We start from the raw sequence: 23,462 nt of genomic DNA, 5'->3' as shown, positions 1-23,462 counted from the left end.
CTGGTGCTCACGCTGGGGACATCCTCGGTGCTCGGTGCTGCGCGGTCGGCGTCAGCGGTCTGGGTGGATCCGGGCAGTGCGGCCACGATCAGCCCACGGACCCTTCCATCTGCAGCTCGATGAGCCGGTTGAGCTCCAACGCGTACTCCATCGGCAGCTCCCGGGCGATCGGCTCGACGAAGCCACGGACGATCATCGCCATGGCCTCCTCCTCGGTCAGGCCCCGCGACATCAGGTAGAACAGCTGCTCCTCGCTGACCCGGCTCACCTTGGCCTCGTGGCCCAGCTGCACGTCGTCCTCGCGGACGTCGACATAGGGGTAGGTGTCGGAGCGGGAGATGTTGTCCACCAGCAGCGCGTCACACTGCACCGACGACTTCGAGTGGTGCGCGCCGGGGTTGACCCGGACGAGGCCTCGGTAGGACGTGCGCCCGCCGCCACGCGACACCGACTTGGAGATGATCGTCGAGGACGTGTGCGGCGCCAGGTGCAGCATCTTCGCGCCGGTGTCCTGGTGCTGGCCCGCGCCGGCGAAGGCGATCGAGAGGACCTCGCCCTTGGCGTGCTCACCGGTCAGCCACACCGACGGGTACTTCATGGTGACCTTGGAGCCGATGTTGCCGTCGACCCACTCCATGGTCGCGCCCTCTTCGGCCTTGGCGCGCTTGGTGACCAGGTTGTAGACGTTGTTCGACCAGTTCTGGATGGTCGTGTAGCGGCACCGGCCGCCCTTCTTGACGATGATCTCCACGACCGCGGAGTGCAGCGAGTCGGACTTGTAGATCGGCGCGGTGCAGCCCTCGACGTAGTGCACGTAGGCGCCCTCATCGACGATGATCAGCGTCCGCTCGAACTGGCCCATGTTCTCGGTGTTGATGCGGAAGTAGGCCTGCAGCGGGATGTCGACGTGGACCCCCGGCGGCACGTAGACGAACGAGCCACCCGACCAGACGGCCGCGTTCAGCGCGGAGAACTTGTTGTCACCGGCCGGGATGACCGAGCCGAAATACTCCTCGAAGAACTCCGGGTGCTCGCGCAGCGCGGTGTCGGTGTCCAGGAAGATGACGCCCTGCTTCTCCAGGTCCTCGCGGATCTGGTGGTAGACCACCTCGGACTCGTACTGGGCGGCGACACCGGAGACGAGCCGCTGCTTCTCGGCCTCCGGGATGCCCAGCTTGTCGTAGGTGTTCTTGATGTCCTCGGGGAGGTCCTCCCACGTCGCCGCCTGCTTCTCGGTCGACCGGACGAAGTACTTGATGGTGTCGAAGTAGATGCCGGACAGGTCACTGCCCCAGGTCGGCATCGGCAGCTTCTCGAACAACTCCAGGCCCTTGAGCCGCTTGGCCAGCATCCACTCGGGCTCGCTCTTGAGCGCGGAGATGTTGCGGACGACGTCGGAGTCCACGCCACGACGGGCGTTCGTGCCGGCGGCGTCGGAGTCCGACCAGCCGAAGGCGTAGTTGCCCAGCGAGTCGATCGTCTCGTCCTGGGTCATCTTGGCCGGGACGACTGCGGTATCGGGCGAAGCGACGACGGGAGCGTCGGTGAGATCGGCGGTCATCAGGTGATCCTCCATCTGTGGTCACCGGGCATGGCGGCGGCTGGGCCCGGTACTGCGGGTGGTGCGGGACTGCGGGAGATGAATCTGGTCAGGAGTCCGTGAGGACAGGGGTGCGGCGGACGACCTCCGGCATGGGCAGCGCCGCGACGGTGCGGGCGCCCTGCGTGGGGACGAAGGTCGTGCAGAACGAGTCGCCGCGGGCGATGGTGGCCAGCCGCTGCGCATAGGTTCCCAACGCCTCGGTGAAGACGTTCATTTCCGCTTCGCACAGTTGCGGGAACTTCTCGGCGACGTGGGCCACCGGGCAGTGGTGCTGGCACAGCTGGTTGCCGGCGCCGACCTGCTCGATCGAGGCGGCGTACCCGGAGTCGGTGAGGGCGCCGGCGAGGACACGGACCCGGCCCGCGACGTCGGGGGCGGCGTCGAGGTCGGCGCGGCGGCCGGCCACGATCCGCTCGGCCCGGCGGCGGGCGAACGCGGTCACCGCGTCGACCCCGCCCTGCTCGGCGAGGAACTCCAGGGCCTGCACGGCGAGGTCGTCGTAGGCGTGCGGCAGTCGGGCGCGGCCGGCCTCGGTGAGGACGTACACCCGGGCCGGTCGGCCACGGCCCCGCGGGTTGAAGGTCTGCTGCAGACGGGACGAGACCGCACCCTCGGCCTCGAGGGCGTCCAGATGGCGGCGGACACCCGCCACGGACAGATGCAGGGTCGAGGCGATCGCCGCCGCCGTGACCGGCCCCTGCGACAGCACCAGCTGCACGACGGCGTCACGGGTACCGGCAGCACCGGCAGCACCGGCGGCGGGCGCGACGGCGGCACCGGGGCGGTCGGCCCCGGGTCGGGTCGTCGCGGCGATATTCACAACACCAGTGTGTCGTATTTCCCCGGCGACTTCAAAGCCGGCCACCCACGATCGGTGTTCCGTTCGCCACGCACGGCCACCGGCGGGCCGCGCGGAGGTCCGTCCCGGCCGGTCAGACGCCTCTGCTCACCGGCCGGCGGGCGGCGCGACGACCATAGACTGCAGCCGTGAGCACCCAGGGCGCCGAGGCCGCCGCCGGCCCCGGCGCACCCCGCGGCCGCGTCCCGGATGCCGCCCACCCCGGCGCCACCGCCACCGTCACCCGCGCCGACGAGACACATCTGGACGCCCAGGAGCTGCGTCAGCTCCGCGTGCTGCGCCAGACCGGCACGACCGGTGCGCTGCTGATCGCGGTCGGCTCCGTGTCCTCCTACGGGGCCGCGAACCCCATTCCGAACCCGGTCGACGGGCTGCGCATCATCGGGCTGCTGTCCCGGGTGGGGCCGGCGTCGCTGGCCGTCTCCTACGCCGGCATGGGTCTCGTCGTCCTCGCCTGGTACCTGCTCGGCCGGCTCACCACGCCCGGGCGCATCCGCCGGCTGACCCGCCCGCAGCTCACCCACACGCTGGCGATGTGGGCGGTGCCGTTCCTGGTCACGCCGCCACTGTTCTCCCGCGACGTCTACTCCTATCTGGCCGTCGGCAAGATGATGTCGCTGGGCTTCAACCCCTACGACTCCGGCCCGCTGGACGTGCTCGGCGACGGCGACGCCTTCGCCCACCAGGTCGACGCGAAGTGGCAGCACACCGCGACGCCGTACGGCCCGGCCTTCCTGTTGATCGCCCGGGCGATCGTCGGGGTCAGCGGCTCACACGTCATCCTCGCCGTGCTGCTGCAGCGGCTGGTCGAGTTGATCGGGGTGGCGCTGATCGTGTGGGCGCTGCCCCGGCTGGCGCGCCGCAGCCGGGTGGACCCGATCTCGGCGCTGTGGCTGGGCGCCCTGAACCCGCTGGTGCTGTTCCACCTGGTCGCGGGTGCGCACAACGAGGCACTGATGATCGGGATGATGATGGCCGGCCTGGTGGTGGCCCTGGACCGGTCGGTGATCCTCGGCACCGTGCTGCTCACCGGAGCGGTCGGGGTGAAGGCCACCGCGGGCCTGGCGCTTGCCTTCCTGGTGGTCGCGCTGGCCCTGCGGGCCGGCGGCGCCTGGAAGGACCTGTGGCGTTGGGGACTGCGGGTGGGAGCCGTCTTCGTCGGGACGTTCGCGCTGCTCACGCTGCTGGCCGGGGTCGGCGTCGGGTGGCTGGCGGCGCTGAACACGCCCGGTCTGATCCGGTCTTTCCTGTCGGTCACCACCGCGGTCAGCGTGGTCACCGGCGCCGCCGGCACCCTGCTCGGGCTCGGCGACCAGACCGAGGGCGTGCTCGACGTGCTGCACCCGCTGGGCACCGTGGTGGGTACCGTGCTCGCCGGGTACGTGCTCTGGCGCTGCTGGCGGCGCGGTTTCGACCCGGTCCTCGGACTCGGGGTGGCGATCGGTCTGTTCGTCATCCTGTCGCCGGTGGTGCAGCCCTGGTACCTGCTGTGGGCGGCGCTGCCGCTCGCCGCGTCCACCGCGGTGGCGCGGTACCGCGACGTGACCGTGGCGATCACGATGGCGCTGTCGGTGATGATCATGCCCAGCGGTTCGGTGATCCGGCCGCTGATCATCGCGCAGGCGGCGCTGGCGGCCGCGGTCGTCGCCGTGGCGGCTTGGTACCTGCTGCGCCGGCGGCGGCTGATCCCCATCAGCGAGTGGGACCGGTGGCTGATGGCGTCGGCGAAGCTGGCCCGGCTGCGCCATCCCAGCGCCGCCGGGCGACGAATCCCCGTCCGCGGCCCCGCCGCGGCGGACCCCGGACCGGGTATCCCACCGGCACCGGACGCCGAGGTCACGCCCCCCGGTCCGGATCACCACAGCGCGAGCGCTCCACCATCACGAGGACAGACATGACAGCGGCGGTACAGGTGCGGGGGCTGGTGCGCCGTTACGGTGCGCTGACCGCCGTCGACGGGCTCGACCTGACCGTCGAGGCCGGCACGATGCTGGCGCTGCTCGGCCCCAACGGAGCCGGCAAGACCACCACCGTGGAGATCTGCGAGGGCTTCGCCCGTCCCGACGCCGGGACCGTGCGGGTGCTCGGCCTGGATCCCTGGGGCGACGCGGCCCGCCTGCGACCCCGGATCGGGGTGATGCTGCAGAGCGCCGGCGCGCACCTCTCGGCCCGCGCCGGCGAGATGCTGCGGCTGGTGGCGGCGTGCAGCGCCGACCCCCACGACCCGGACTGGCTGCTGGACACCCTCGGGCTCACGGCCGCCGCCCGCACCCCGGTGCGTCGCCTGTCCGGCGGGCAGGCCCAACGGCTGAACCTGGCGATGGCGCTGGTCGGCCGCCCGGAGCTGCTGTTCCTGGACGAGCCGACCGCCGGGTTGGACCCCCAGGCCCGGCACCTCGTGTGGGACCTGCTGCGGACGGCCCGCGCCGACGGTGTCTCCGTCCTGCTCACCACCCATCTGCTGGACGAGGCCGAACTGCTGGCCGACCAGGTCGTCATCGTCGACTCCGGCCGCGTCGTCGCCCAGGGTTCGGTGTCGGAGCTGGTGGCCGGCGACGAACACCTGACCTTCAACGCCACCGGAGGTCTGGATCTCAGCCGACTGCGCAACGCCCTCCCGGACGGCTACCTGCTGGGCGAGCCGCGCCCCGGGCACTACCGCATCGACGGTGCCGTGACCCCGGCGATGATGGCGACCGTGACGGCGTGGTGCGCGCAGTCCGGCATCCTCGCCACCGACCTGGCCATCGGCCGCCGCGGTCTCGAGGACGTCTACCTGGCGGCGACCGGCCGGCAGGTGCGCTCGTGACCGATCTCGCGCCCGGCACCTTCCGTCCGCGCCCCGGGCCCGCTCCCGTCCGCCGGATGCTGGGCGCCCAGACGGCCTTCGAGCTGCGCCTGCTGGTCCGCAACGGCGAGCAGCTGCTGCTGGCGCTGGTCATCCCGATCGCCGCCCTCATCGGGTTGACGCTGGTCACCCTGGTGGAGCTGCCCGCGCCGCGAGTCGGCACCGTGCTGGCCGGGGTGGTCACCCTCGCGGTGCTGAGCACCGGCTTCACGTCACTGGCCATCTCCACGGCCTTCGACCGCCGGTACGCGGTGACCAAGCGGCTGATCGGCGCCGGCGTGCCGCGGGGCGCCCTGCTGGCCGGCAAGTCCGCGGCCGTCGGCTGCGTCGTCGCGGGTCAGGTGGTCATCCTGGGGGTGATCGGCCTCGCGCTCGGTTGGCGGCCGACCGCCTCGGCGGTGCTGGCCCTGCCGGTCATCCTGTTGGGCGCCGCCGTGTTCACCGGTCTCGGGCTGCTGCTCGGCGGGTTGCTCAAGGCCGAACTGGTGCTGGCGCTGGCGAACCTGCTGTGGATCGTCCAGGTCGCGTTCGGCGGCGTCGTCGTGCCGCTGACCACCGGACCCGACTGGCTCGCCGTCGTCGGCGAGGCCACCCCGGCCGGTGCCCTGTCGGCCGCGCTGCACGCCGTGCTCACCGACGGCCGCGCACCGTCGGCAGTGTCACTGCTGGTCCTGGCCGCGTGGGGGGTGGCCGCGTGGGCGGCGACCCTACAGTGGTTCAAGTGGCAGTGATCCCCGGTTCCGGGAGCCGCCACCCCCATCCCGCACGGAAGGCAGCCCGAACCGCATGGCAGTGAGAGACGCCCCGCCGATCCCCCGCACCACCGGGCTCGACGGCTGGCGGCCGTCGCACCGGCTGCAGCGCGGCTTCGCGCTGGCCGCCGTGATCACCAACGCCGCGATCGCCGTCACCGGCGCCGTCGTGCGGGTCACCGGCTCCGGGCTGGGCTGCCCGACATGGCCGGAGTGCCACCCGGGCTCGCTGGTCCCGGTCATCCGGGAGGAGAACTCGACCTTCCACCAGCTCATCGAGTTCGGGAACCGGACGCTCACCGGTGTCGTGCTCGTGGCGTCGCTCGGCACGTTCCTGCTGATCTGGCGGGCCCGTCCGCGTCGCCGGTCGCTGGTGTGGCTGGCGGCGGCGCTGCCGGCACTGGTGCTCTTCCAGGCCGTCTGGGGTGGCATCACGGTGCTGTTCGGGCTGGCCTGGTGGACCGTCGCACCCCACATGCTCTTCTCGCTGGGGCTGCTGTCGGTGGCGGTGTGGGTCCACCAGCGGCTCGGTGAGACCGGCGACGGGCCGGTCGTGGCGACCGTGCCCCGTCCGCTGCACCTGCTGGCCTGGGCGACCTGCGGCGTGCTGCTGCTGCTGTGCGTGGTCGGCACCCTGGTCACCGCGGCGGGCCCGCACGCCGGCGACTCCGCCACGGCGCGCCTGGACCTGTCGGTGCGCGGCCTGGCGCAGGTGCACGCGGACCTGATGTTCACCTACCTCGGGTTGCTGGTCGCCTTCGGCGTGGCGCTGGTCGCGATCAACGCCCCGGCCGTGCTGCGCCGCCGGATGTGGGTGCTCGTCGGCGTCACCCTCGCACAGGGCGCGCTGGGCATCGTGCAGTACCAGCTGGGCGTCCCGGAGGTGCTGGTCGTGCTGCACGTGACCGGCGCGGTGCTGCTGGTCACCGCGGCGGTCCGGATGCTCTTCGCCACCCGCACCCGCACCGCCGCCACACCGGCCTGACGGGACCCTCCCGGCCCGCCGTCATCGGACGGAAACGCGGACCGGGCAGACTCCGGCAGCACCACCCGCGGGCGCGTCCGTCGTCCTGCGGTCCCGCCGCCCCGCAGCCGGAAGGCCCCTCCGCAGTGCCGCTGACCCGTTCCGTCGCCACCGCCCTGGACGCGACCGTCGAGAAGTCGTCCGACGTCGCGCTGCAGGTGGCGGTGGCGCCGTCGCCGGGCCTCACCGTCCGCGACGGACTCGTCGTCACCCTGGACGGCCGGCCGCTGCCGGTCACCGAGACCCGCACCCACACCGGCACGCGGATGCATCTGCTGCGGGCGCCGGCCGGGCGGCTGAGCATCCGCTACGAGGCCACTGTGACCGGTCGCGCCGATCCCGTACCGGTCACCGCGGCCGAGGTGTGGGAGTACCTGCGGCCGAGCCGGTTCGTCGAGTCCGACCGCTTCAACGACGTGGCGGGTGAGCTGTTCGGCGGCGTCGGTGACCCGGCTCGGCTGCTGTCCGCCGTGTCGTCGTGGGTGGGTGGCGCGTTGTCCTACGTCCCCGGCAGCAGCGGACCGATGGACGGCGCCGGCCAGACGATGGACCTCGGGGCGGGCGTCTGCCGGGACTACGCGCACCTGGTGGCGGCGATGCTGCGGGCCCGCGGGATGGCCGCCCGGGTCGTCGCCGTCTACGCGCCCGGCTGCGCCCCGATGGACTTCCACGCCGTCGTCGAGGCCGATCTCGGGGGCCGCTGGCAGGTGCTGGACGCGACGCTGCTGGCCCCGCGGCAGACCCTGGTCCGCATCGCCACCGGACGCGACGCCGCTGACACCGCCTTCATGTCGAGCAACGGCGGCTCCGTGGTGCTCGACCGGTCGGAGGTGTTCGCGGTGGTCGACGGGGAGCTGCCGGTGGACGACCTGGACTCCCTGGTCCCACTGCGCTGACCCACTGCACTGACTCACTCACTGACCACTGAGGCACCGGACCCGGCTCCGCACCGGCGTCGCAGGCCGACGCCCGGCGGTGGACCCGGAAGGGCCGGCCTCGACGTCCGGCGCCGGCCGTCCGGCGGCGGTCCGAGGTCAGCGTCCGGTGCCGGCCGTCCGGTGGCGGTCCGGCCTCAGCGTCCGGTGCCCGCCATCCGACGGCGGTCCGCTGCGGACGGGGCGATGCGCTGCGTGGTGGCCGTGTCCCAGCCGCTGATCGGCCAGCCCCCCTCGGCACAGACCTGGTCGGCGGCGGCCACGGTGGGCACCACCACGTCGCCCCAGGTGCCGTCACCGGCGACGTAGACGATCCGGACGCCGCGGGAGCCCATGTTGGCCAGCGCGACGCTGCCCTCCCCGTGCCGGTCCGACAGCGCCCGCAGCCGCGTGGACGCGCGCTTCATCGCCCGGGCCACCTGGGCCTCGTGGCGCGCGGCCGCGTCGTCGACGTCCTCGCCGGGGGCGGGAGGCGGGAGAGCCGGGTCGAGTCCCACGGGTCGGTCCTCCAGGTCAGCAGATGGGTGCGGTCAGCGAGGTGGACAGCTCAGTGCCAGGGCCAGCCGAGCACCGGCAGCGAGAGGGCGGCGTCGACCGCCCAGGCCACCGAGATCAACGTCAGGTAGGCGTTGGACAGGTGGAACAGCACCATCGGCTTGGCCTCCACCCCGGTGGCCACCCGCTTGTGCAGCAGGTGCGCCACGGCCAGGAACCACAGTCCGGTCGGCACCGCCACCGCGAGGTAGATCCAGCCCGAGGCCGGGATCAGCAGCAGCGAGCAGACCACCATGGCCCAGCTGTAGAGCACGATCTGGCGGACGACCTCGGTGTGCGGCCGGACGACGGGCAACATCGGCACCCCGGCGGCGGCGTAGTCGGCCTTGTACCGCATGGCCAGCGCCCAGGTGTGCGGCGGCGTCCAGAAGAAGATGACGCCGAAGAACACCCACGCGGGCCAGCCGATGCCGCCGGTGATGGCCGACCAGCCGATGATGACGGGCATGCATCCGGCCAGCCCGCCCCAGACGATGTTCTGGCTGGTCCGGCGCTTGAGCCACATCGAGTAGACGAAGACGTAGAACAGGATCGCCACCAGTGCCAGCACGGCGGCCTGCCAGGTGGTCGTGGCGGCCAGGAAGCCGACGGCGGCGAGGCCGAGCACGATGCCGAAGACGAGTGCGTTGCGCGTCGGCACCAGGTGCCGGGCCAGCGTCCGGCCGCGGGTGCGCCGCATGATCGCGTCGATGTCGGCGTCCACCACGCAGTTCAGTGCGTTCGCCGAGCCGGCGGCCAACGTGCCGCCGACCAGGGTGGCCAGGGCCAGCCCGATCGAGGGGACGCCCCGCTGGGCGGCGATCATCGCCGGCACCGTGGTGATCAGCAGCAGCTCGATGATGCGCGGCTTGGTCAACCCGACGTACGCGCCGACGGTGGCCTTCCAGCCGCCCTTGGCGGTGGCGGCGACGCTGACGTCGTCGGTACCGCCGACCGGGTCGGCACCACGGACGGTCGCGACGGTGTCGCCTGCCGTGCGGTCGCCGACCGGGTCCTGGGCCTCGGACTCTGCTGCCGGACGCACGCTGGCCGCTCCTCGTGTGACGTGGTGGGACGGGTGGGACGAAACCATCGGCGCCGCGAGTGGGCCCCGACTGTCCATCCTAGGTCGTGGCGGCGACCGGGGCCGGGCGGACCGGCCGCGGGGACGACGACGGCCCGGCCCGTCCGTCGGCCCACGAGCGTACGACGTGCGGATGTTAACGCTCACTCGTCGTCGCCCCGCTGCGTCCGGGCCGCCCTGGTGCGTCTAGGCTCACTCACGCAAGATCCGTGTGCGCTGCTCGGGAAGCCGGCCCGGGAGTGCCCTGCCTGTTGAGGAGCAAGACACCCTGATGGCTGCCGCCAACTACACCGCTGAGCAGATCGCCGAGCTCACCACACCGCACTACCCCGCCGACTGGACCGAGCTCGACACCCGCGCGGTCGACACCGTCCGGGTGCTGGCCATGGACGCCGTGCAGAAGGTGGGCAACGGCCACCCCGGTACCGCCATGTCGCTGGCGCCACTGGCCTACACCCTGTTCTCCAAGGTGATGGACACCGACCCGGAGGACGACCAGTGGATCGGCCGGGACCGGTTCGTCCTGTCCGCCGGCCACTCGAGCCTCACCCTCTACATCCAGCTGTACCTGCACGGCCTCGGTCTCGAACTCGACGACCTGAAGGCGCTGCGCACCTGGGGCTCGCTCACGCCGGGTCACCCCGAGCACCGGCACACCAAAGGGGTGGAAATCACCACCGGCCCGCTCGGCCAGGGGCTGTCCTCGGCTGTCGGCATGGCCATGGCCGCCCGCCGCGAGCGCGGTCTGTTCGACCCGGACGCCGCTCCCGGTGAATCGCCCTTCGACCACTTCATCTACGTCATCTGCTCCGACGGCGACATCGAGGAGGGCGTCACCTCGGAGGCCTCCCAGATCGCCGGCCGCCAGGCGCTGGGCAACCTGATCGTCTTCTACGACTCCAACCGCATCTCGATCGAGGACGACACCAACATCGCCCTCTCCGAGGACACCGTCGCCCGGTACGCGGCCTACGGCTGGCACACGCAGGTGGTCGACGGGGCCGAGAACGTCGAAGCGATCATGAACGCCATCGACGAGGCCAAGAAGGTCACCGACCGGGCGTCGTTCATCGAGGTGCGCTCGGTCATCGGCTTCCCCGCCCCGAACAAGCAGAACACCGGCAAGATCCACGGCTCGGCGCTGGGTGGCGACGAGGTGGCCGCGACCAAGGTCGTTCTGGGCTTCGACCCGGAGAAGACGTTCGAGGTCAGCGACGAGGTGCTCGCACACACCCGGGCCACCGTCGACAAGGGCATCAAGAACAAGGCCGGCTGGCAGGAGCGTTTCGACGCCTGGGCCACGGCGAACCCGGAGCGCAAGCAGCTCTGGGACCGGCTGCACGACCGCCGGCTGCCGGAAGGCTGGGAATCGGCACTGCCGTCGTTCGAGCCCGACGCGAAGGGCATCGCCACCCGCGCCGCCTCCGGGCAGATCCTGGCCGCGCTGGCCGACACCCTGCCCGAGCTGTGGGGTGGCTCGGCGGACCTCGCCGAGAGCAACAACACCACGATGAAGGGCGCCGACTCGTTCGGCCCGACCGCGGCGGCCACCCACGAATGGGACGCGAACCCCTACGGCCGGACCCTGCACTTCGGCATCCGTGAGCACGCCATGGGCGCCATCCTGACCGGTATCGCGGTGCACGGCCCGACCCGCCCGTACGGGGGCACCTTCCTGGTGTTCTCCGACTACATGCGCGGCGCGGTGCGCCTGGCCTCGGTGATGAAGGCCCCGGCGACCTACGTGTGGACGCACGACTCCATCGGTCTGGGCGAGGACGGCCCCACCCACCAGCCGGTCGAGCACCTCGCCGCACTGCGGGCCATCCCGAACCTCACCGTGATGCGCCCGGCCGACGCCAACGAGACCGCCTACTGCTGGAAGACCATCCTCGAACGGCACATCGACCCGCAGGGCGGACCGGTCGGCATCTGCCTCACCCGGCAGAACGTGCCGGTCTTCGAGGGCACCAGCGCGGAGGGCGTCGCCAAGGGCGCCTACGTGCTGTACGAAGCGGAGGGCGACCTGCAGGTCGTCCTCATCGGCACCGGCTCCGAGCTGCAGATCGCCGTCGAGGCCCGGAAGGCGCTGCAGGAGCAGGGTATCGGCACCCGCGTCGTCTCGATGCCGTCGATGGACCTGTTCGCCGAGCAGGACCAGGCCTACCGCGACTCCGTGCTGCCGCCGGCCGTCCGTGCCCGCGTCTCCGTCGAGGCCGGCATCTCCCAGCCCTGGTACCGCTGGATCGGCGACGCCGGGCAGCACGTGGGTATCGAACACTTCGGGGCGTCGGCGGACTACCAGACGCTCTACCGCGAATTCGGCATCACCACCGAGGCCACCGTCACGGCGGCCCAGACCTCCCTCGCGGCCGCCGGCTGATCCCCAGCCCCCAGCCGCGGCAACGCAGAAGGAAGAAGCACGCACATGAGCACTGAGAAGACCGAACCCCTGGCCGACCTGACCGCCGCCGGTGTCTCCCTGTGGCTGGACGACCTGTCCCGCGACCGGATCACCAGCGGCAACCTGGCCGAGCTGATCGGGAGCAGGCACATCTCCGGCGTCACGACCAACCCGTCCATCTTCGCCGCCGCGCTGTCCAAGGGCGAGGCCTACGACCCGCAGGTCGCCGAGCTCGCCAAGCAGGGTTCCACCCTGGACGACACCATCCGCACCCTGACCACCGACGACGTGCGCAACGCCGCCGACCTGTTCAAGGAGGTGTTCGAGGCCACCGGCGGCCGCGACGGCCGCGTCTCCATCGAGGTGGAGCCGGGCATCGCGCGCGACTCGCTCAAGACCTCGGCGCAGGCCCAGGAGCTCTACAAGATCGTCGACCGGCCGAACCTGCTGGTGAAGATCCCGGCCACCGTCGAGGGCCTGTCCTCGATCACCGAGACCCTCAAGGGCGGCATCAGCGTCAACGTGACGCTGATCTTCTCCCTCGAGCGCTACGAGGCCGTCATCGACGCCTACATCGAGGGCGTCAAGCAGGCCAAGGACAACGGCGAGGACATCTCCAAGCTGCACTCCGTCGCCTCGTTCTTCGTCTCCCGCGTGGACGCCGAGATCGACAAGCGGCTGGACGCCATCGGCACCGACGAGGCCAAGGCCCTCAAGGGCAAGGCGGCCATCGCCAACGCCCGGCTGGCCTACCAGCTCTTCGAGACCAAGTTCGCGTCCGACGAGTGGACGGCCCTGGAGGCCGCCGGCGCCAACAAGCAGCGTCCGCTGTGGGCCTCCACCGGGGTCAAGGACCCGGCCTACGACGACACCCGCTACGTCGTCGAGCTGGTCGCGCCCGACTCGGTGAACACGGCGCCGGAGAAGACCATCGACGCGGTCGCCGACCACGGCGTCGTCCGCGGTGACACCATCCACGGCACGTACGAGGAGTCCGCGCAGGTCTTCGCGGATCTGCAGGCCGTCGGCGTCGACCTCGACGACGTGTTCACGGTGCTCGAGAACGAGGGCGTCGACAAGTTCGTCGTGTCCTGGGACGAGCTGGTGGCCACCGTCCGCACCTCCCTGGAGAAGGCGTCGAGCGGCTCCTGACGCGTCCGCGGCATCCGGTGGCCCGGCGGTGTCCCGCCGGGCCACCGGCAGCTCCACCCCTGGAAGGACCTGCGCCGCACCGGCGCAGACCTGATCGAGAGGAAACCCGATACCCGCCATGCCGGTGACCAAGAACCCGTTGCGCGACCCGCGTGACAAGCGCCTGCCACGCATCGCCGGGCCGTCCGGCATCGTCATCTTCGGGGTCACCGGCGACCTCTCCCGCAAGAAGCTGATGCCGGCCATCTACGACCTGGCCAACCGGGGGCTGCTGCCGCCGGGCTTCTCGCTGGTGGGTTTCGCCCGTCGCGACTGGGACCACGAGGACTTCGCCGCGATCGTGCACGACGCGGTCAAGAAGTACGCCCGCACGCCGTTCTCCGAGCCGGTGTGGCGCCACCTCGCCGAGGGGTTCCGCTTCGTGCAGGGCACCTTCGACGACGACGAGGCGTTCGACAACCTCAAGGCGACCCTGGCCGAGCTGGACGCCAAGCGCGGCACCGGCGGCAACCACGCCTTCTACTTCTCCATCCCGCCGGGGGCCTTCCCGGTGGTGTGCAACCAGCTCAACCGGTCGGGGCTGTCCCAGCACTCCCCCGACGAGTGGCGCCGGGTGGTCATCGAGAAGCCCTTCGGGCACGACCTGAAGAGTGCCCGCGAGCTCAACGCCGTGGTGAACTCGGTCTTCCCCACCGAGTCGGTCTTCCGCATCGATCACTACCTGGGCAAGGAGACCGTCCAGAACCTGCTCGCGCTGCGCTTCGCCAACCAGCTGTACGAGCCGATCTGGAACTCCCACTACGTCGACCACGTCCAGATCACGATGGCCGAGGACATCGGTGTCGGTGGCCGGGCCGGGTACTACGACGGCATCGGCGCCGCCCGTGACGTCATCCAGAACCATCTGCTGCAGCTGCTCGCGCTGACCGCGATGGAGGAGCCGCGGGCCTTCGACCCGGTCTCCATCCGGGCCGAGAAGGCCAAGATCCTGGCTTCGGTGCAACTGCCCAAGGACCTGCTCGCCGCCACCGCGCGCGGCCAGTACGCCGGCGGCTGGCAGGGCGGCGAGAAGGTGCTGGGCTACCTCGAGGAGGACGGCATCGCGCCCGACTCCACCACCGAGACCTACGCCGCCATCAAGGTCCTCGTCGAGACCCGGCGCTGGGCGGGGGTGCCGTTCTACCTGCGGCACGGCAAGCGGCTGGGCCGCCGCGTCACCGAGATCGCCGTCGTGTTCAAACGGGCGCCCTACCTGCCGTTCTCGTCCAACGACACCGAGGAGCTCGGCGCCAACGCGCTGGTCATCCGGGTGCAGCCGGACGAGGGCATCACCATCCGCTTCGGCTCCAAGGTGCCCGGTCCGTCGATGGAGGTCCGTGACGTCAACATGGACTTCTCCTACGGCCAGTCGTTCACCGAGGCGTCCCCGGAGGCCTACGAGCGGCTCATCCTGGACGTGCTGCTGGGCGAGCCGTCGCTGTTCCCGCAGGACGAGGAGGTCGAGCTGTCCTGGAAGATCCTGGACCCGATCGAGAAGGCCTGGGCGCGGACGAAGAAGCAGCCCGAGCAGTATCCCGCCGGCACCTGGGGCCCGCCGTCGGCCGACGCCATGATGGCCCGCGACGGCCGCGTCTGGCGCCGTCCGTGACCGCACCCGCACGGCCGACCCCGGTTGCCGCCCCGCGCACGAGAGGATCCCGCACGTGATCATCGACATCCCCGCGACGACGACCGGCGCGATCAACAAGAAGCTGGTCGACCTGCGTGAATCCGGCGGCATGGTCTCCACCAGCCGGGTGCTCACGATGGTGATCGTGACCGACGAGAGCGTGTCCGAGGACGCCATCCGCGCGGCCAACGAGGCGTCGTTCGAGCACCCCTGCCGGGTCATCGTCATCGCCCGCGGCGGTCGCCGCGGCACGCCCCGGCTGGACGGCCAGATCCGGGTCGGCGGCGACGCCGGCGCCAGCGAGGTCATCGTGCTGCGGCTGTTCGGCGAACTCGTCGACCACGGCGCCTCGGTGATGCTGCCCCTGCTGCTGCCCGACGCACCGGTCGTCGCCTGGTGGCCGGTGTCGGAGCCCGCGGTGCCCGCCGAGGACCCGATCGGCGCGCTCGCGCAGCGGCGGATCACCGATGCGGCGTCGTCCAAGCGGCCGCACGCGACCCTGCTGGAGCGCGAGAAGTCCTACCAGCCGGGTGACACCGACCTGGCCTGGACGCGGCTCACGCTGTGGCGGGGCCTGCTGGCCTCGACCCTGGACCAGCCGCCGTTCGAGACGATCACCTCGGCGGTCGTGGAGGGGGCGTCGGACTCCCCGTCGACGGATCTGCTCGCCGGCTGGCTCGCGATGCGGCTGAAGTGCCCGGTGACCCGGCGCAAGACCAAGGCCGGCGCCGGCATGCAGAGTGTGACGTTGACCCGCCGGTCGGGCGACATCGTGCTCAGCCGCGACGAGGACAGCACCGCGACGCTGTCCACGCCGGACCAGCCGGACCGGCAGCTGTCGCTGCCGCGCCGCGGGCTGCGGGACTGCATCGCCGAGGAGCTGCGCCGGCTGGACGCCGACGAGGTCTACCACGAGGTGCTCGTGAAGGGGATCCCGTTGGTGCTGGACAACGACCGCGGCGCCACCCGGCGGACGGCACGCAAGGCGGACGGCCGCCCGGCGCTGCCGGCGCCGCTGGAGACCGACGGCGCCGACCCGGAGAGCACCAGCAAGCCGAAACGCTCGCGGTCGCGCAAGTCCGGCACCACGGCGGCCGCGTCGTGACCCCGCAACTGGTGCTGCTGCCGACGTCCGACGACGTCGCCGCGGACGCCGCCGCCCGGCTGGTGACCAAGCTGGTCGACCTGCAGGCCGCCGGCCGGATCCCCTCGGTGGTGCTCACCGGCGGCACCATCGGCATCGGGCTGCTGACCAAGATCCGGGAGTCCGGCAGCCGCGCCGCCGTCGACTGGCGCCGGGTCGAGATCTTCTGGGGGGACGAGCGTTTCGTGCCCTCCGCCGACCCCGAGCGCAACGAGCTGCAGGCCCGGGAGGCGCTGCTCGACCACGTTCCGGTCGATCCGTCGCGGGTGCATCCGATGGCCCCGTCCGACGGCCCGTTCGGTGCCGACGTCGATGCGGCCGCGGCCGCCTACGCCGACCTCGTCGACCTGCACGGCACCTTCGACGTCACCCTGCTCGGGATGGGCCCGGACGGTCACGTCGCGTCGATCTTCCCCGAGCATCCCGGGGTGTACGACACCCGGACCGCGCTGCCGGTGCGCAACTCCCCCAAGCCGCCGCCGGTGCGGATCTCCCTGAGCCTGCCGACGATCCGCACCTCCACCGAGGTGTGGGTCGTCACCGGCGGATCGGCCAAGGCGGACGCGGTGGCGATGGCGTTGGGCGGGGCGGGCGAGGTCGCCGTCCCGGCCGTCGGCGCCGTCGGTACCGCCCGGACGCTGTGGCTGATGGACCGGGAGTCGGCTGTGAGGTTGCCCTCGTCGGTTTTTCGGGCTCCCATCGCCTGACATGCTGATCGGTACCAGGCACGTCGAACACCGCCGGCCGCCGTCGAGGTGACCGGACAACCGTCGCGACTCCCGTTGCGGTGCATCACCATTCGCGATCCAGGCAATCTCGTTTTGCCTCAAGGAGGAGGACCATGAGCAAGGCCCCCGTCAAGGTCACGGTCACCGGCGCAGCCGGCCAGATCGGCTACGCCCTGCTGTTCCGCATCGCGTCGGGGCAGATGCTGGGCCCGGACACCCCGGTGCAGCTCAGCCTGCTCGAGATCACCCCCGCCCTCAAGGCGGCCGAGGGCACCGCGATGGAGCTCGACGACTGCGCGTTCCCGCTGCTCGCCGGCATCGACATCACCGACGACGCCACGAAGGCGTTCGACGGGACCGGGGTGGCGCTGCTGGTCGGCGCCCGTCCCCGTGGTCCGGGGATGGAGCGTGGCGACCTGCTCGCCGCCAACGGCGGCATCTTCAAGCCGCAGGGACAGGCGCTGAACGCCGGCGCCGCCGACGACGTCAAGATCCTGGTGGTGGGCAACCCGGCCAACACCAACGCGCTGATCGCCCAGCAGAACGCCCCCGACATCCCGGCGTCGCGGTTCAGCGCCATGATGCGGCTCGACCACAACCGCGCGCAGTCGATGGCGGCCAAGAAGCTCGGCGTGTCGGTCGAGGACATCACCAACATGGTCGTATGGGGCAACCACTCCGCGACCCAGTACCCCGACCTGTACCGCGCGCAGTTCGGTGGCCGTCCGGTCGCCGAGCAGGTCGAGTTCGAGTGGCTGGAGAACACCTTCATCCCCACCGTCGCCAAGCGCGGCGCGGCCATCATCGAGGCCCGCGGGGCGTCGTCGGCGGCGTCGGCGGCCAATGCCGCGATCGACCACATCCACACCTGGGTGCACGGCACCGCGGAGGGTGACTGGACCTCGGCGGCCATCGTCTCCGACGGTTCCTACGGCGTGCCGGAGGGCCTGATCTCGTCGTTCCCGGTCACCAGCGACGGCCAGAACTGGTCCATCGTCGAGGGTCTGACCATCGACGACTACTCCAAGGGCCGCATCGCGACGTCCGTCGCGGAGCTCGAGGACGAGCGCAAGGCCATCCGCGAGCTCGGTCTGGTCTGACGGGTCGCGGCGGTAGGGTCGTCCGCTGACCCTGCCGCCGCCCCCGTCCCACCGGAGTGCTCCTGATGACCGCCCGCCACCGGATGCCCACCCAGCTGACCGCCGTCGTCGTGCGCAACGGCAAGGTGCTGCTGGCCCGGAGGGTGCACGACCAGCAGTGGGAACTGCCCGGCGGGACCGCCGATCTGGACGCCACCGACGGGGCGGTGGAGCTGTCCCGCCTGGTCCGGGCCTCCACCGGGCAGGCCGTCGTCGTCGGCCCCGAGGTGTACGACACCCAGGTGACCACCGACGACGGTCCCGTCCAGCTCATCGCCTTCGGCTGCCACCTCGAGGGCCGGCTGCCCCTGCAGATCTCCGAGCGCTACCGCCAGGTCGCCTGGCTGCCGGTGGACGAGCTGCCGCTGCCCAACCTGGCCGCCGGTTCCGAGGACGCGCTGCGGGCCTGGCTCGCGCATCGGGAGTCGGGCGGGGCCGCCCCGTCCTGACGTCCTCGACTTCGCGACGACCGCGTCGGCATCGCGACGGTTGCAGGCAGCCGGAACCGTCGCGGAGTCGTCACAACGGTCGCTGAGTGCCCGGCCCCCGGTGGACGAGCCCGACGCAGCAGCTCGACGACCGCGTTCTCGACCGCGGACTAACTCAGCGCAGCAGCTCGATGACCGCGTTCTCCACCACGGGAGTGGCGGCCAGCAGCGCGATCTCGTCCTCGAAGACGTCCGGCAACGCGGCCCGCGCCTGCCCGACGGCCTCCGCGACGGTGCGGTCCTTCTCGAACAGTTCGACCACCTTGGGGTTGACGTACGAACGGCGCGCCACCGCCGGGGTGTTGCCCAGCCGGGCCGAGGTCGCCTTGATGGCCGCCGCGACGGCGCGTTTGCGCGAGGTCGGCGTCCACGACGTGTCCGGATCGTGGCCGGTCTGCTGCTCGGCCAGCGCCACGGCGGCGATCCCGGTGCCGTGCCAGGTGCGGAAGTCCTTGGCCGACACCGGCAGGTCCATTACGTCCTTGATGTAACGGTTGATGTCGGCGCTGGAGATGCGGTGCCACTGCCGGTGCTGCTGGTAGGCGAGCAGCGTCTCCGGACCGCTCCGCCGCCGGCGCAGCTTCTCCACCACCTGCGCCAGCGGCGGGTTGGCGATGTGCTCCTCATGGTCCAGCCCGCTCTTGGCCGAGTAGCTGAACACCAGCAGGTCGCCCTGCTGCTTGACGTGGTCGCGGCGCAGCGTGGCCAGCCCGAAGCTGCCGTTGGTCTCGGCGTAGGTCTCGCCGCCGATGCGGAAGTAGCCGACGTCGAGCATCCGGAACGCCGCGGCCAGCACCCGTTCCCGGGTCAGGCCGTCCTGGGCGAGGTGCTCGGCGACGATCTCCCGCGCGGGCGGTAACCCGGCACCGAATTCGAGCATCCGCTCGAACTTCAGCTCGTGCCGCTTCTCCTGCCACCGCTCGTGGTACAGGTACTGCCGGCGACCGGCCTGATCGGTGCCGATGGCCTGGATGTGGCCGTTGTGGTGCGGGCTGATCCAGACGTCCTGCCATGCCGGTGGGATGACGAGCTCGGCGATCCGTCGCTTGATCTCCGGGTCGGTGACCACGCCGCCGTCCGCCCAACGGTAGGTCCACCCCTTGCCCCGGCGGACGCGGGCGATGCCCGGGCGGGCCGGGTCACTGCGGCGCAGACGCATGCGTGACCTCCTCCGGCCCACGATCGACGTCGATGCTGCGGGCTGCACGAGATCTGATGCCCTGATCGGCATCCGCGCTACCGCCGGCCGTCAGCGCCCTGCCACCCGGTACCGCACCCACCATGCCTGCCACGGGGTGTCCACGGCGCGCCGGTCGTACGTGGCGCGCACCCACGCCACCGCCGACCCCGGATGCAGCCCATCCAGGATCGCCATCGCGGCCGGCGCGGTGCCGGTGCGGCCGCGGCCACCGCGGCAGGAGATCTCGACCCGCTCGCCGGCGCGGGCGCGACTCAGGCCCACCTCGAGCGCGTCGAGGGCGTCGGCCGTGCTGAGCGGCAGCCCGAAGTCCGGCCAGCGCACGACGCGTGCCACCCATGGCGGCAACGGCCCTGAGCCCAGCGCGATCAGCAGATCGGCGCCGCCGGCCGGTGGGGCGTTCCGACGGCGGCCGTACACCACGAGCCCGGACGGCAGCTCGACGGCGGGCACGGGGCGACGTCAGTCCTCGACGGGCTCGTCGCTGCCCTTGATGAGAAACAGCACCGAGTCGAGCTCCTCGGGACGGACGAGCACCTCGCGGGCCTTGGAGCCCTCGGACGGCCCGACGATGCCGCGGTTCTCCATCAGGTCCATCAGCCGGCCGGCCTTGGCGAAACCGACCCGCAGCTTGCGCTGCAACATCGACGTGGACCCCAGCTGCGAGGTGACGACCTGCTCGACGGCCAGCAGCAGGATCTCCAGGTCGTCGCCGATGTCGGGGTCGACGGCCTTGGACGGGTCCTGCTTCACCACCGTGACGCCCTCGGTGTAGTCGGGCTCGGCCTGGGTCTTGGCGAACGCGACGACCTCGGCGATCTCCTCGTCGGAGACGAACGCACCCTGGATGCGGATCGGGCGACCCGCGCCCATCGGCAGGTACAGCCCGTCGCCCATGCCGATCAGCTTCTCCGCACCCGGCTGGTCGAGGATGACCCGGGAGTCGGTCAGCGACGACGTGGCGAACGCGAGCCGCGACGGCACGTTGGTCTTGATCAGGCCGGTCACCACGTCCACGGACGGCCGCTGCGTCGCCAGCACCAGGTGGATGCCGGCGGCACGGGCCTTCTGGGTGATCCGGACGATCGCTTCCTCGACGTCCCGCGGGGCGGTCATCATCAGGTCGGCGAGCTCGTCGATGATCCCCAGGATGTACGGATAGGGCCGGTAGACCCGTTGCGATCCGGGCGGTGCGGTGATGTCGCCCTTGCGCACCTTGCGGTTGAAGTCGTCGATGTGGCGCACCCCGTGCGCCAGCATGTCCATGTACCGCTGTTCCATCTCCTCGACGAGCCAGGCCAGCGCGGCGGCGGCCTTCTTCGGTTGGGTGATGATCGGCGTGATGAGGTGCGGAATGCCCTCGTAGGGCGTCAGCTCGACCATCTTCGGGTCGATCAGGATCATCCGGACCTCGGCCGGCGACGCCCGCTGCAGCAGCGACACCAGCATCGAGTTCACGAACGACGACTTGCCCGAGCCGGTGGCGCCCGCGACGAGCAGGTGCGGGGTCTTGGCCAGGTTGGCGGTGACGAAGCCGCCCTCGACGTCCTTGCCGAGGCCGATGACCAACGGATGGTGGTCGCGGCGGGCGCTCGGATCGGCGAGGACGTCGCCCAGCCGCACCATCTCCCGGTCCAGGTTGGGAACCTCGATGCCGACCGCCGACTTGCCCGGGATGGGGGCGAGCAGCCGGACCGACTCCGACGCCACCGCATAGGCGATGTTGCGGGTCAGGTTGGTGATCTTCTCGACCTTGACGCCGGGGCCGAGTTCGACCTCGTAACGGGTGACGGTCGGACCGCGCATGTAGCCGGACACGTTGGCGTCGATGTTGAACTGCTCGAACACCGTCATCAGGCGCTCGATCATCTGGTCGTTGCTGGCCGACTGCAGCTTCGGGGGCGCTCCGAGCTTGAGGATGGTCTCCGGCGGCAGCTGATAGCCGCTCTCGGTCATCCGGTCCAGGCTCAGCTGGGTCGGCTCGACGATCGGCGGCATCCCCGACGGCTCCGGGTCGGGCCGGGCCGGGCGCAGCACGCGGGGGCGGCCGGCGGGCGGCGCCTCGGGGTCGTCGACCGGACGCGCCGGAGCGGGCGCGGCCGGGGCCGCGGCCTGCGCCGGAGGGGCCGGCGGCACCGGGACGCCGGACGAGGGGGTGCGGGGCGGCCGGGCCACCAACGGCGGCAGCGCCGCGCTGCCCGGAGACACGGCCGCGGACAGGGATGCGGTGCCGAGGCCGGCACCGGAGAACCCGGCGGCGGGGTCGGGGGCGCCGGGGGTGAACCCACCGTCGGCGTCGCCGGCCGGTGCCTCACCACGGCGGGGGCGGCGCATCCGGGGCGCGGTGCCCGGGTCGCCGTGTCCGTCGTGTTCACGCAGGTCCAGCGCGACGGTGTCGGTGGACGACGGGGTGTCGTCCCAGCCGGCGTCGGACGCCGGATGACCGTGGGCGTCGGGTTCCCCGCGGTAGCCGCGGACCCAGTCCCAGGCGTCCAGCACCCGGTAGGGCGCGTCCCGGATCGGTGTGCCGGTGAACAGCAGCAGCCCGAAGACGAACAGCAGGACCAGGACCAGGACCGCCGGCACGACGGTGAGTCCGGCGTACAGCGGCTGTCCGACGAGCCAGCCGAGCACACCGCCGGCGATGGTGCGGATGGCGACCGGGTCGACGGCGGCGTCCAGACCGGCCACCCGGATGACGTGGAGGATGCCCACCACCCCCAGGGTCATGGCCAGACCGCCGAAGACACGGCGGGCCCGGTGGGCCGGGTCGGGGGCGGTGCGCATCAGCACGACGGCGGCGATCAGCAGCAGAACGGGGACGACCACGGCGACGCTGCCGACCCACACCCTCACCGCCTGGTCGACGAGGTGGCCCACCGGGCCGGCGGCGGCGAACCAGGTGCCGATGGCGGTGATCAGCGCGGCGGCCAGCAGCCCGAGCCCGATGCCGTCGCGTCGGTGGGCGGGGTCGAGGTCGCGGGCCGAGGCGGCACCACGGCCGACGGCGCGGGTCAGCGACCCGACACCCTTGGCGACGGTGCGCCAGAGCGCGGCGACGGCCCGTCCCAGGGCCGACATCGCCCGGGCGAAGCCGGACGGGGTGCCGGCCGGCCGCGACGGACGGGCGGCGGCGGTGCGGGGTGCCCGCGTGCTGCCGGTGCTTCTGCCACGAGAGCCGGTCGCGCGGGCGCCGGAGGCCCCGGCGGCCGCCGGTCGGCTGCGGCCGGACGCCGCGCGGGGCGCCGCCGTCGAGCCCGCTGCACGGCTGCCTCCGCGGGCGCCGTCGGCCCCGGACTTCGGCGCCGAGGCGGTGGAGGCACGCGCGCGCGCAGGAGCAGGGGTCTTTCCGGCCATGGAGGAAACCCTAGTCCCGGCAGTCCCACGTGCCCCGGCTGCCACACCGGAGGGGCCCGACCCGGCCGCTCACCGGTGCTCGTCGAGCCAGGCCGTGCGGACCCGCACACCGGCGCGGGAGAGCCAGGCCTCCTCGACCACCTCGCGGAGCGTCTCGTAGCCCAGCTCGGCCAGCTGCGACGACCTGACCAGCACCGACCGGTGACCGTCGAAGTGGGGTGTGGTGAAGAACGGCGTCGCCGGGTCCTGGACGAGCGCCTGCTTGTCCGACTCCGAACCCACCCACAGCACGATGACGTCGGTCAGTCGCTCCCCCGTCACCGGGTCCACCGCGTCCGGTCGTGGGCCGCGGAAGAACACGAACGACCTCCGTCCGACCTGGTAGACCGGACCGCCGCTGCTGTGCTCGACCGTGACTCCGGGCAGCCCGAGCGCGATGTCGTGGAGGTCCTGCACGGTTGCCGGTCGGTCGGCCATCGGGAGAGCCTACGACCGCCACCGGTCGGCGGCCCGGCATCCCTGGAGGCGGCGGAGCCGGACCACC

20 protein-coding genes are annotated in these 23,462 nt (G+C 71.9%); 12 read left to right on the top strand and 8 right to left on the bottom strand.

The features are described from left to right. Positions 1–88: 88 nt before the first annotated feature. A complete protein-coding gene (sufB, locus tag DB033_RS04200; RefSeq protein ID WP_205843828.1) occupies positions 89–1,495 on the bottom strand; it encodes a Fe-S cluster assembly protein SufB in 1,407 nt (468 codons plus the stop codon). Between the two features lie 154 nt (positions 1,496–1,649). Next, complete coding sequence (locus tag DB033_RS04195) at positions 1,650–2,423, bottom strand: helix-turn-helix transcriptional regulator (protein WP_111765587.1); 774 nt, start codon at positions 2,421–2,423, stop codon at positions 1,650–1,652. 167 nt (positions 2,424–2,590) lie between these two features. Between DB033_RS04195 and mptB the strand changes: the two genes are divergently transcribed. The 5 genes from mptB (at position 2,591) to DB033_RS04165 (ending at position 7,982) form a co-directional block, all read left to right on the top strand. Next, entirely contained in the window at positions 2,591–4,360 is a 1,770-nt protein-coding gene (gene mptB, locus DB033_RS04185) for a polyprenol phosphomannose-dependent alpha 1,6 mannosyltransferase MptB (RefSeq protein WP_157970499.1), read from the top strand. After that, positions 4,357–5,271 (top strand): ABC transporter ATP-binding protein, encoded by a 915-nt coding sequence (locus tag DB033_RS04180; protein WP_111765585.1) that lies wholly within the window; start codon positions 4,357–4,359, stop codon positions 5,269–5,271. Before mptB ends, DB033_RS04180 begins: the two co-directional genes overlap by 4 nt. Further along, positions 5,268–6,041 carry an ABC transporter permease gene (locus tag DB033_RS04175; RefSeq protein WP_205843639.1) on the top strand — a complete coding sequence of 258 codons (774 nt, stop codon included), beginning with the start codon at positions 5,268–5,270 and terminating at the stop codon, positions 6,039–6,041. Before DB033_RS04180 ends, DB033_RS04175 begins: the two co-directional genes overlap by 4 nt. A gap of 55 nt (positions 6,042–6,096) precedes the next feature. Then, positions 6,097–7,047, top strand: coding sequence for a COX15/CtaA family protein (locus DB033_RS04170; RefSeq protein ID WP_111765584.1), 951 nt, complete (start codon positions 6,097–6,099; stop codon positions 7,045–7,047). 131 nt (positions 7,048–7,178) lie between these two features. Continuing rightward, a complete protein-coding gene (locus tag DB033_RS04165) occupies positions 7,179–7,982 on the top strand; it encodes a transglutaminase domain-containing protein (protein WP_111767223.1) in 804 nt (267 codons plus the stop codon). 176 nt (positions 7,983–8,158) lie between these two features. Here DB033_RS04165 and DB033_RS04160 read toward each other — a convergent pair whose 3' ends face one another. Both DB033_RS04160 and DB033_RS04155 read right to left on the bottom strand, forming a co-directional pair. Beyond that, entirely contained in the window at positions 8,159–8,518 is a 360-nt protein-coding gene (locus tag DB033_RS04160; protein ID WP_111765583.1) for a hypothetical protein, read from the bottom strand. A gap of 50 nt (positions 8,519–8,568) precedes the next feature. Further along, positions 8,569–9,600, bottom strand: a complete 1,032-nt coding sequence (locus tag DB033_RS04155) for a heme o synthase (RefSeq protein ID WP_111765582.1) — start codon at positions 9,598–9,600, stop codon at positions 8,569–8,571. 310 nt (positions 9,601–9,910) lie between these two features. On the opposite strand from DB033_RS04155, the gene tkt reads away from it, so the two are divergent. From tkt to DB033_RS04120, 7 genes are all read left to right on the top strand, one after another. Beyond that, the gene (tkt, locus tag DB033_RS04150) at positions 9,911–12,022 is read left to right on the top strand and encodes a transketolase (RefSeq protein WP_111765581.1); all 2,112 of its coding nucleotides are present in this window, start codon (positions 9,911–9,913) and stop codon (positions 12,020–12,022) included. 45 nt (positions 12,023–12,067) lie between these two features. Then, the gene (gene tal, locus DB033_RS04145) at positions 12,068–13,195 is read left to right on the top strand and encodes a transaldolase (protein WP_111765580.1); all 1,128 of its coding nucleotides are present in this window, start codon (positions 12,068–12,070) and stop codon (positions 13,193–13,195) included. Between the two features lie 118 nt (positions 13,196–13,313). Further along, positions 13,314–14,843, top strand: a complete 1,530-nt coding sequence (zwf, locus tag DB033_RS04140) for a glucose-6-phosphate dehydrogenase (protein ID WP_111765579.1) — start codon at positions 13,314–13,316, stop codon at positions 14,841–14,843. Positions 14,844–14,898: 55 nt separating this feature from the next. Further along, a complete protein-coding gene (gene opcA, locus DB033_RS04135; protein WP_111765578.1) occupies positions 14,899–15,969 on the top strand; it encodes a glucose-6-phosphate dehydrogenase assembly protein OpcA in 1,071 nt (356 codons plus the stop codon). Then, positions 15,966–16,715, top strand: a complete 750-nt coding sequence (gene pgl / locus DB033_RS04130; RefSeq protein WP_111765577.1) for a 6-phosphogluconolactonase — start codon at positions 15,966–15,968, stop codon at positions 16,713–16,715. The genes opcA and pgl overlap by 4 nt, the downstream gene beginning before the upstream one ends. Positions 16,716–16,849: 134 nt before the next feature. Beyond that, positions 16,850–17,836, top strand: coding sequence for a malate dehydrogenase (locus DB033_RS04125; RefSeq protein ID WP_111765576.1), 987 nt, complete (start codon positions 16,850–16,852; stop codon positions 17,834–17,836). 65 nt (positions 17,837–17,901) lie between these two features. Then, a complete protein-coding gene (locus tag DB033_RS04120) occupies positions 17,902–18,324 on the top strand; it encodes an NUDIX domain-containing protein (protein WP_157970498.1) in 423 nt (140 codons plus the stop codon). Between the two features lie 154 nt (positions 18,325–18,478). Here the strand turns inward: DB033_RS04120 and DB033_RS04115 are convergent, their stop codons facing one another. The 4 genes from DB033_RS04115 to DB033_RS04100 form a co-directional block, all read right to left on the bottom strand. Beyond that, positions 18,479–19,522: a DNA topoisomerase IB gene (locus DB033_RS04115; RefSeq protein WP_111765574.1), complete on the bottom strand. Its 1,044-nt coding sequence runs from the start codon at positions 19,520–19,522 to the stop codon at positions 18,479–18,481. Positions 19,523–19,612: 90 nt separating this feature from the next. Next, a complete protein-coding gene (locus DB033_RS04110; RefSeq protein WP_111765573.1) occupies positions 19,613–20,014 on the bottom strand; it encodes a protein-tyrosine phosphatase family protein in 402 nt (133 codons plus the stop codon). Positions 20,015–20,023: 9 nt separating this feature from the next. After that, positions 20,024–22,642 (bottom strand): DNA translocase FtsK, encoded by a 2,619-nt coding sequence (locus DB033_RS04105; protein ID WP_205843637.1) that lies wholly within the window; start codon positions 22,640–22,642, stop codon positions 20,024–20,026. A gap of 345 nt (positions 22,643–22,987) precedes the next feature. Then, positions 22,988–23,395 carry an MmcQ/YjbR family DNA-binding protein gene (locus DB033_RS04100; protein ID WP_111765571.1) on the bottom strand — a complete coding sequence of 136 codons (408 nt, stop codon included), beginning with the start codon at positions 23,393–23,395 and terminating at the stop codon, positions 22,988–22,990. Positions 23,396–23,462: the final 67 nt, after the last annotated feature.

The sequence above is a fragment of the Nakamurella deserti genome (assembly GCF_003260015.1).
GTDB lineage: Bacteria > Actinomycetota > Actinomycetes > Mycobacteriales > Nakamurellaceae > Nakamurella > Nakamurella deserti.
This window is presented reverse-complemented; position numbering and strand designations above follow the sequence as displayed.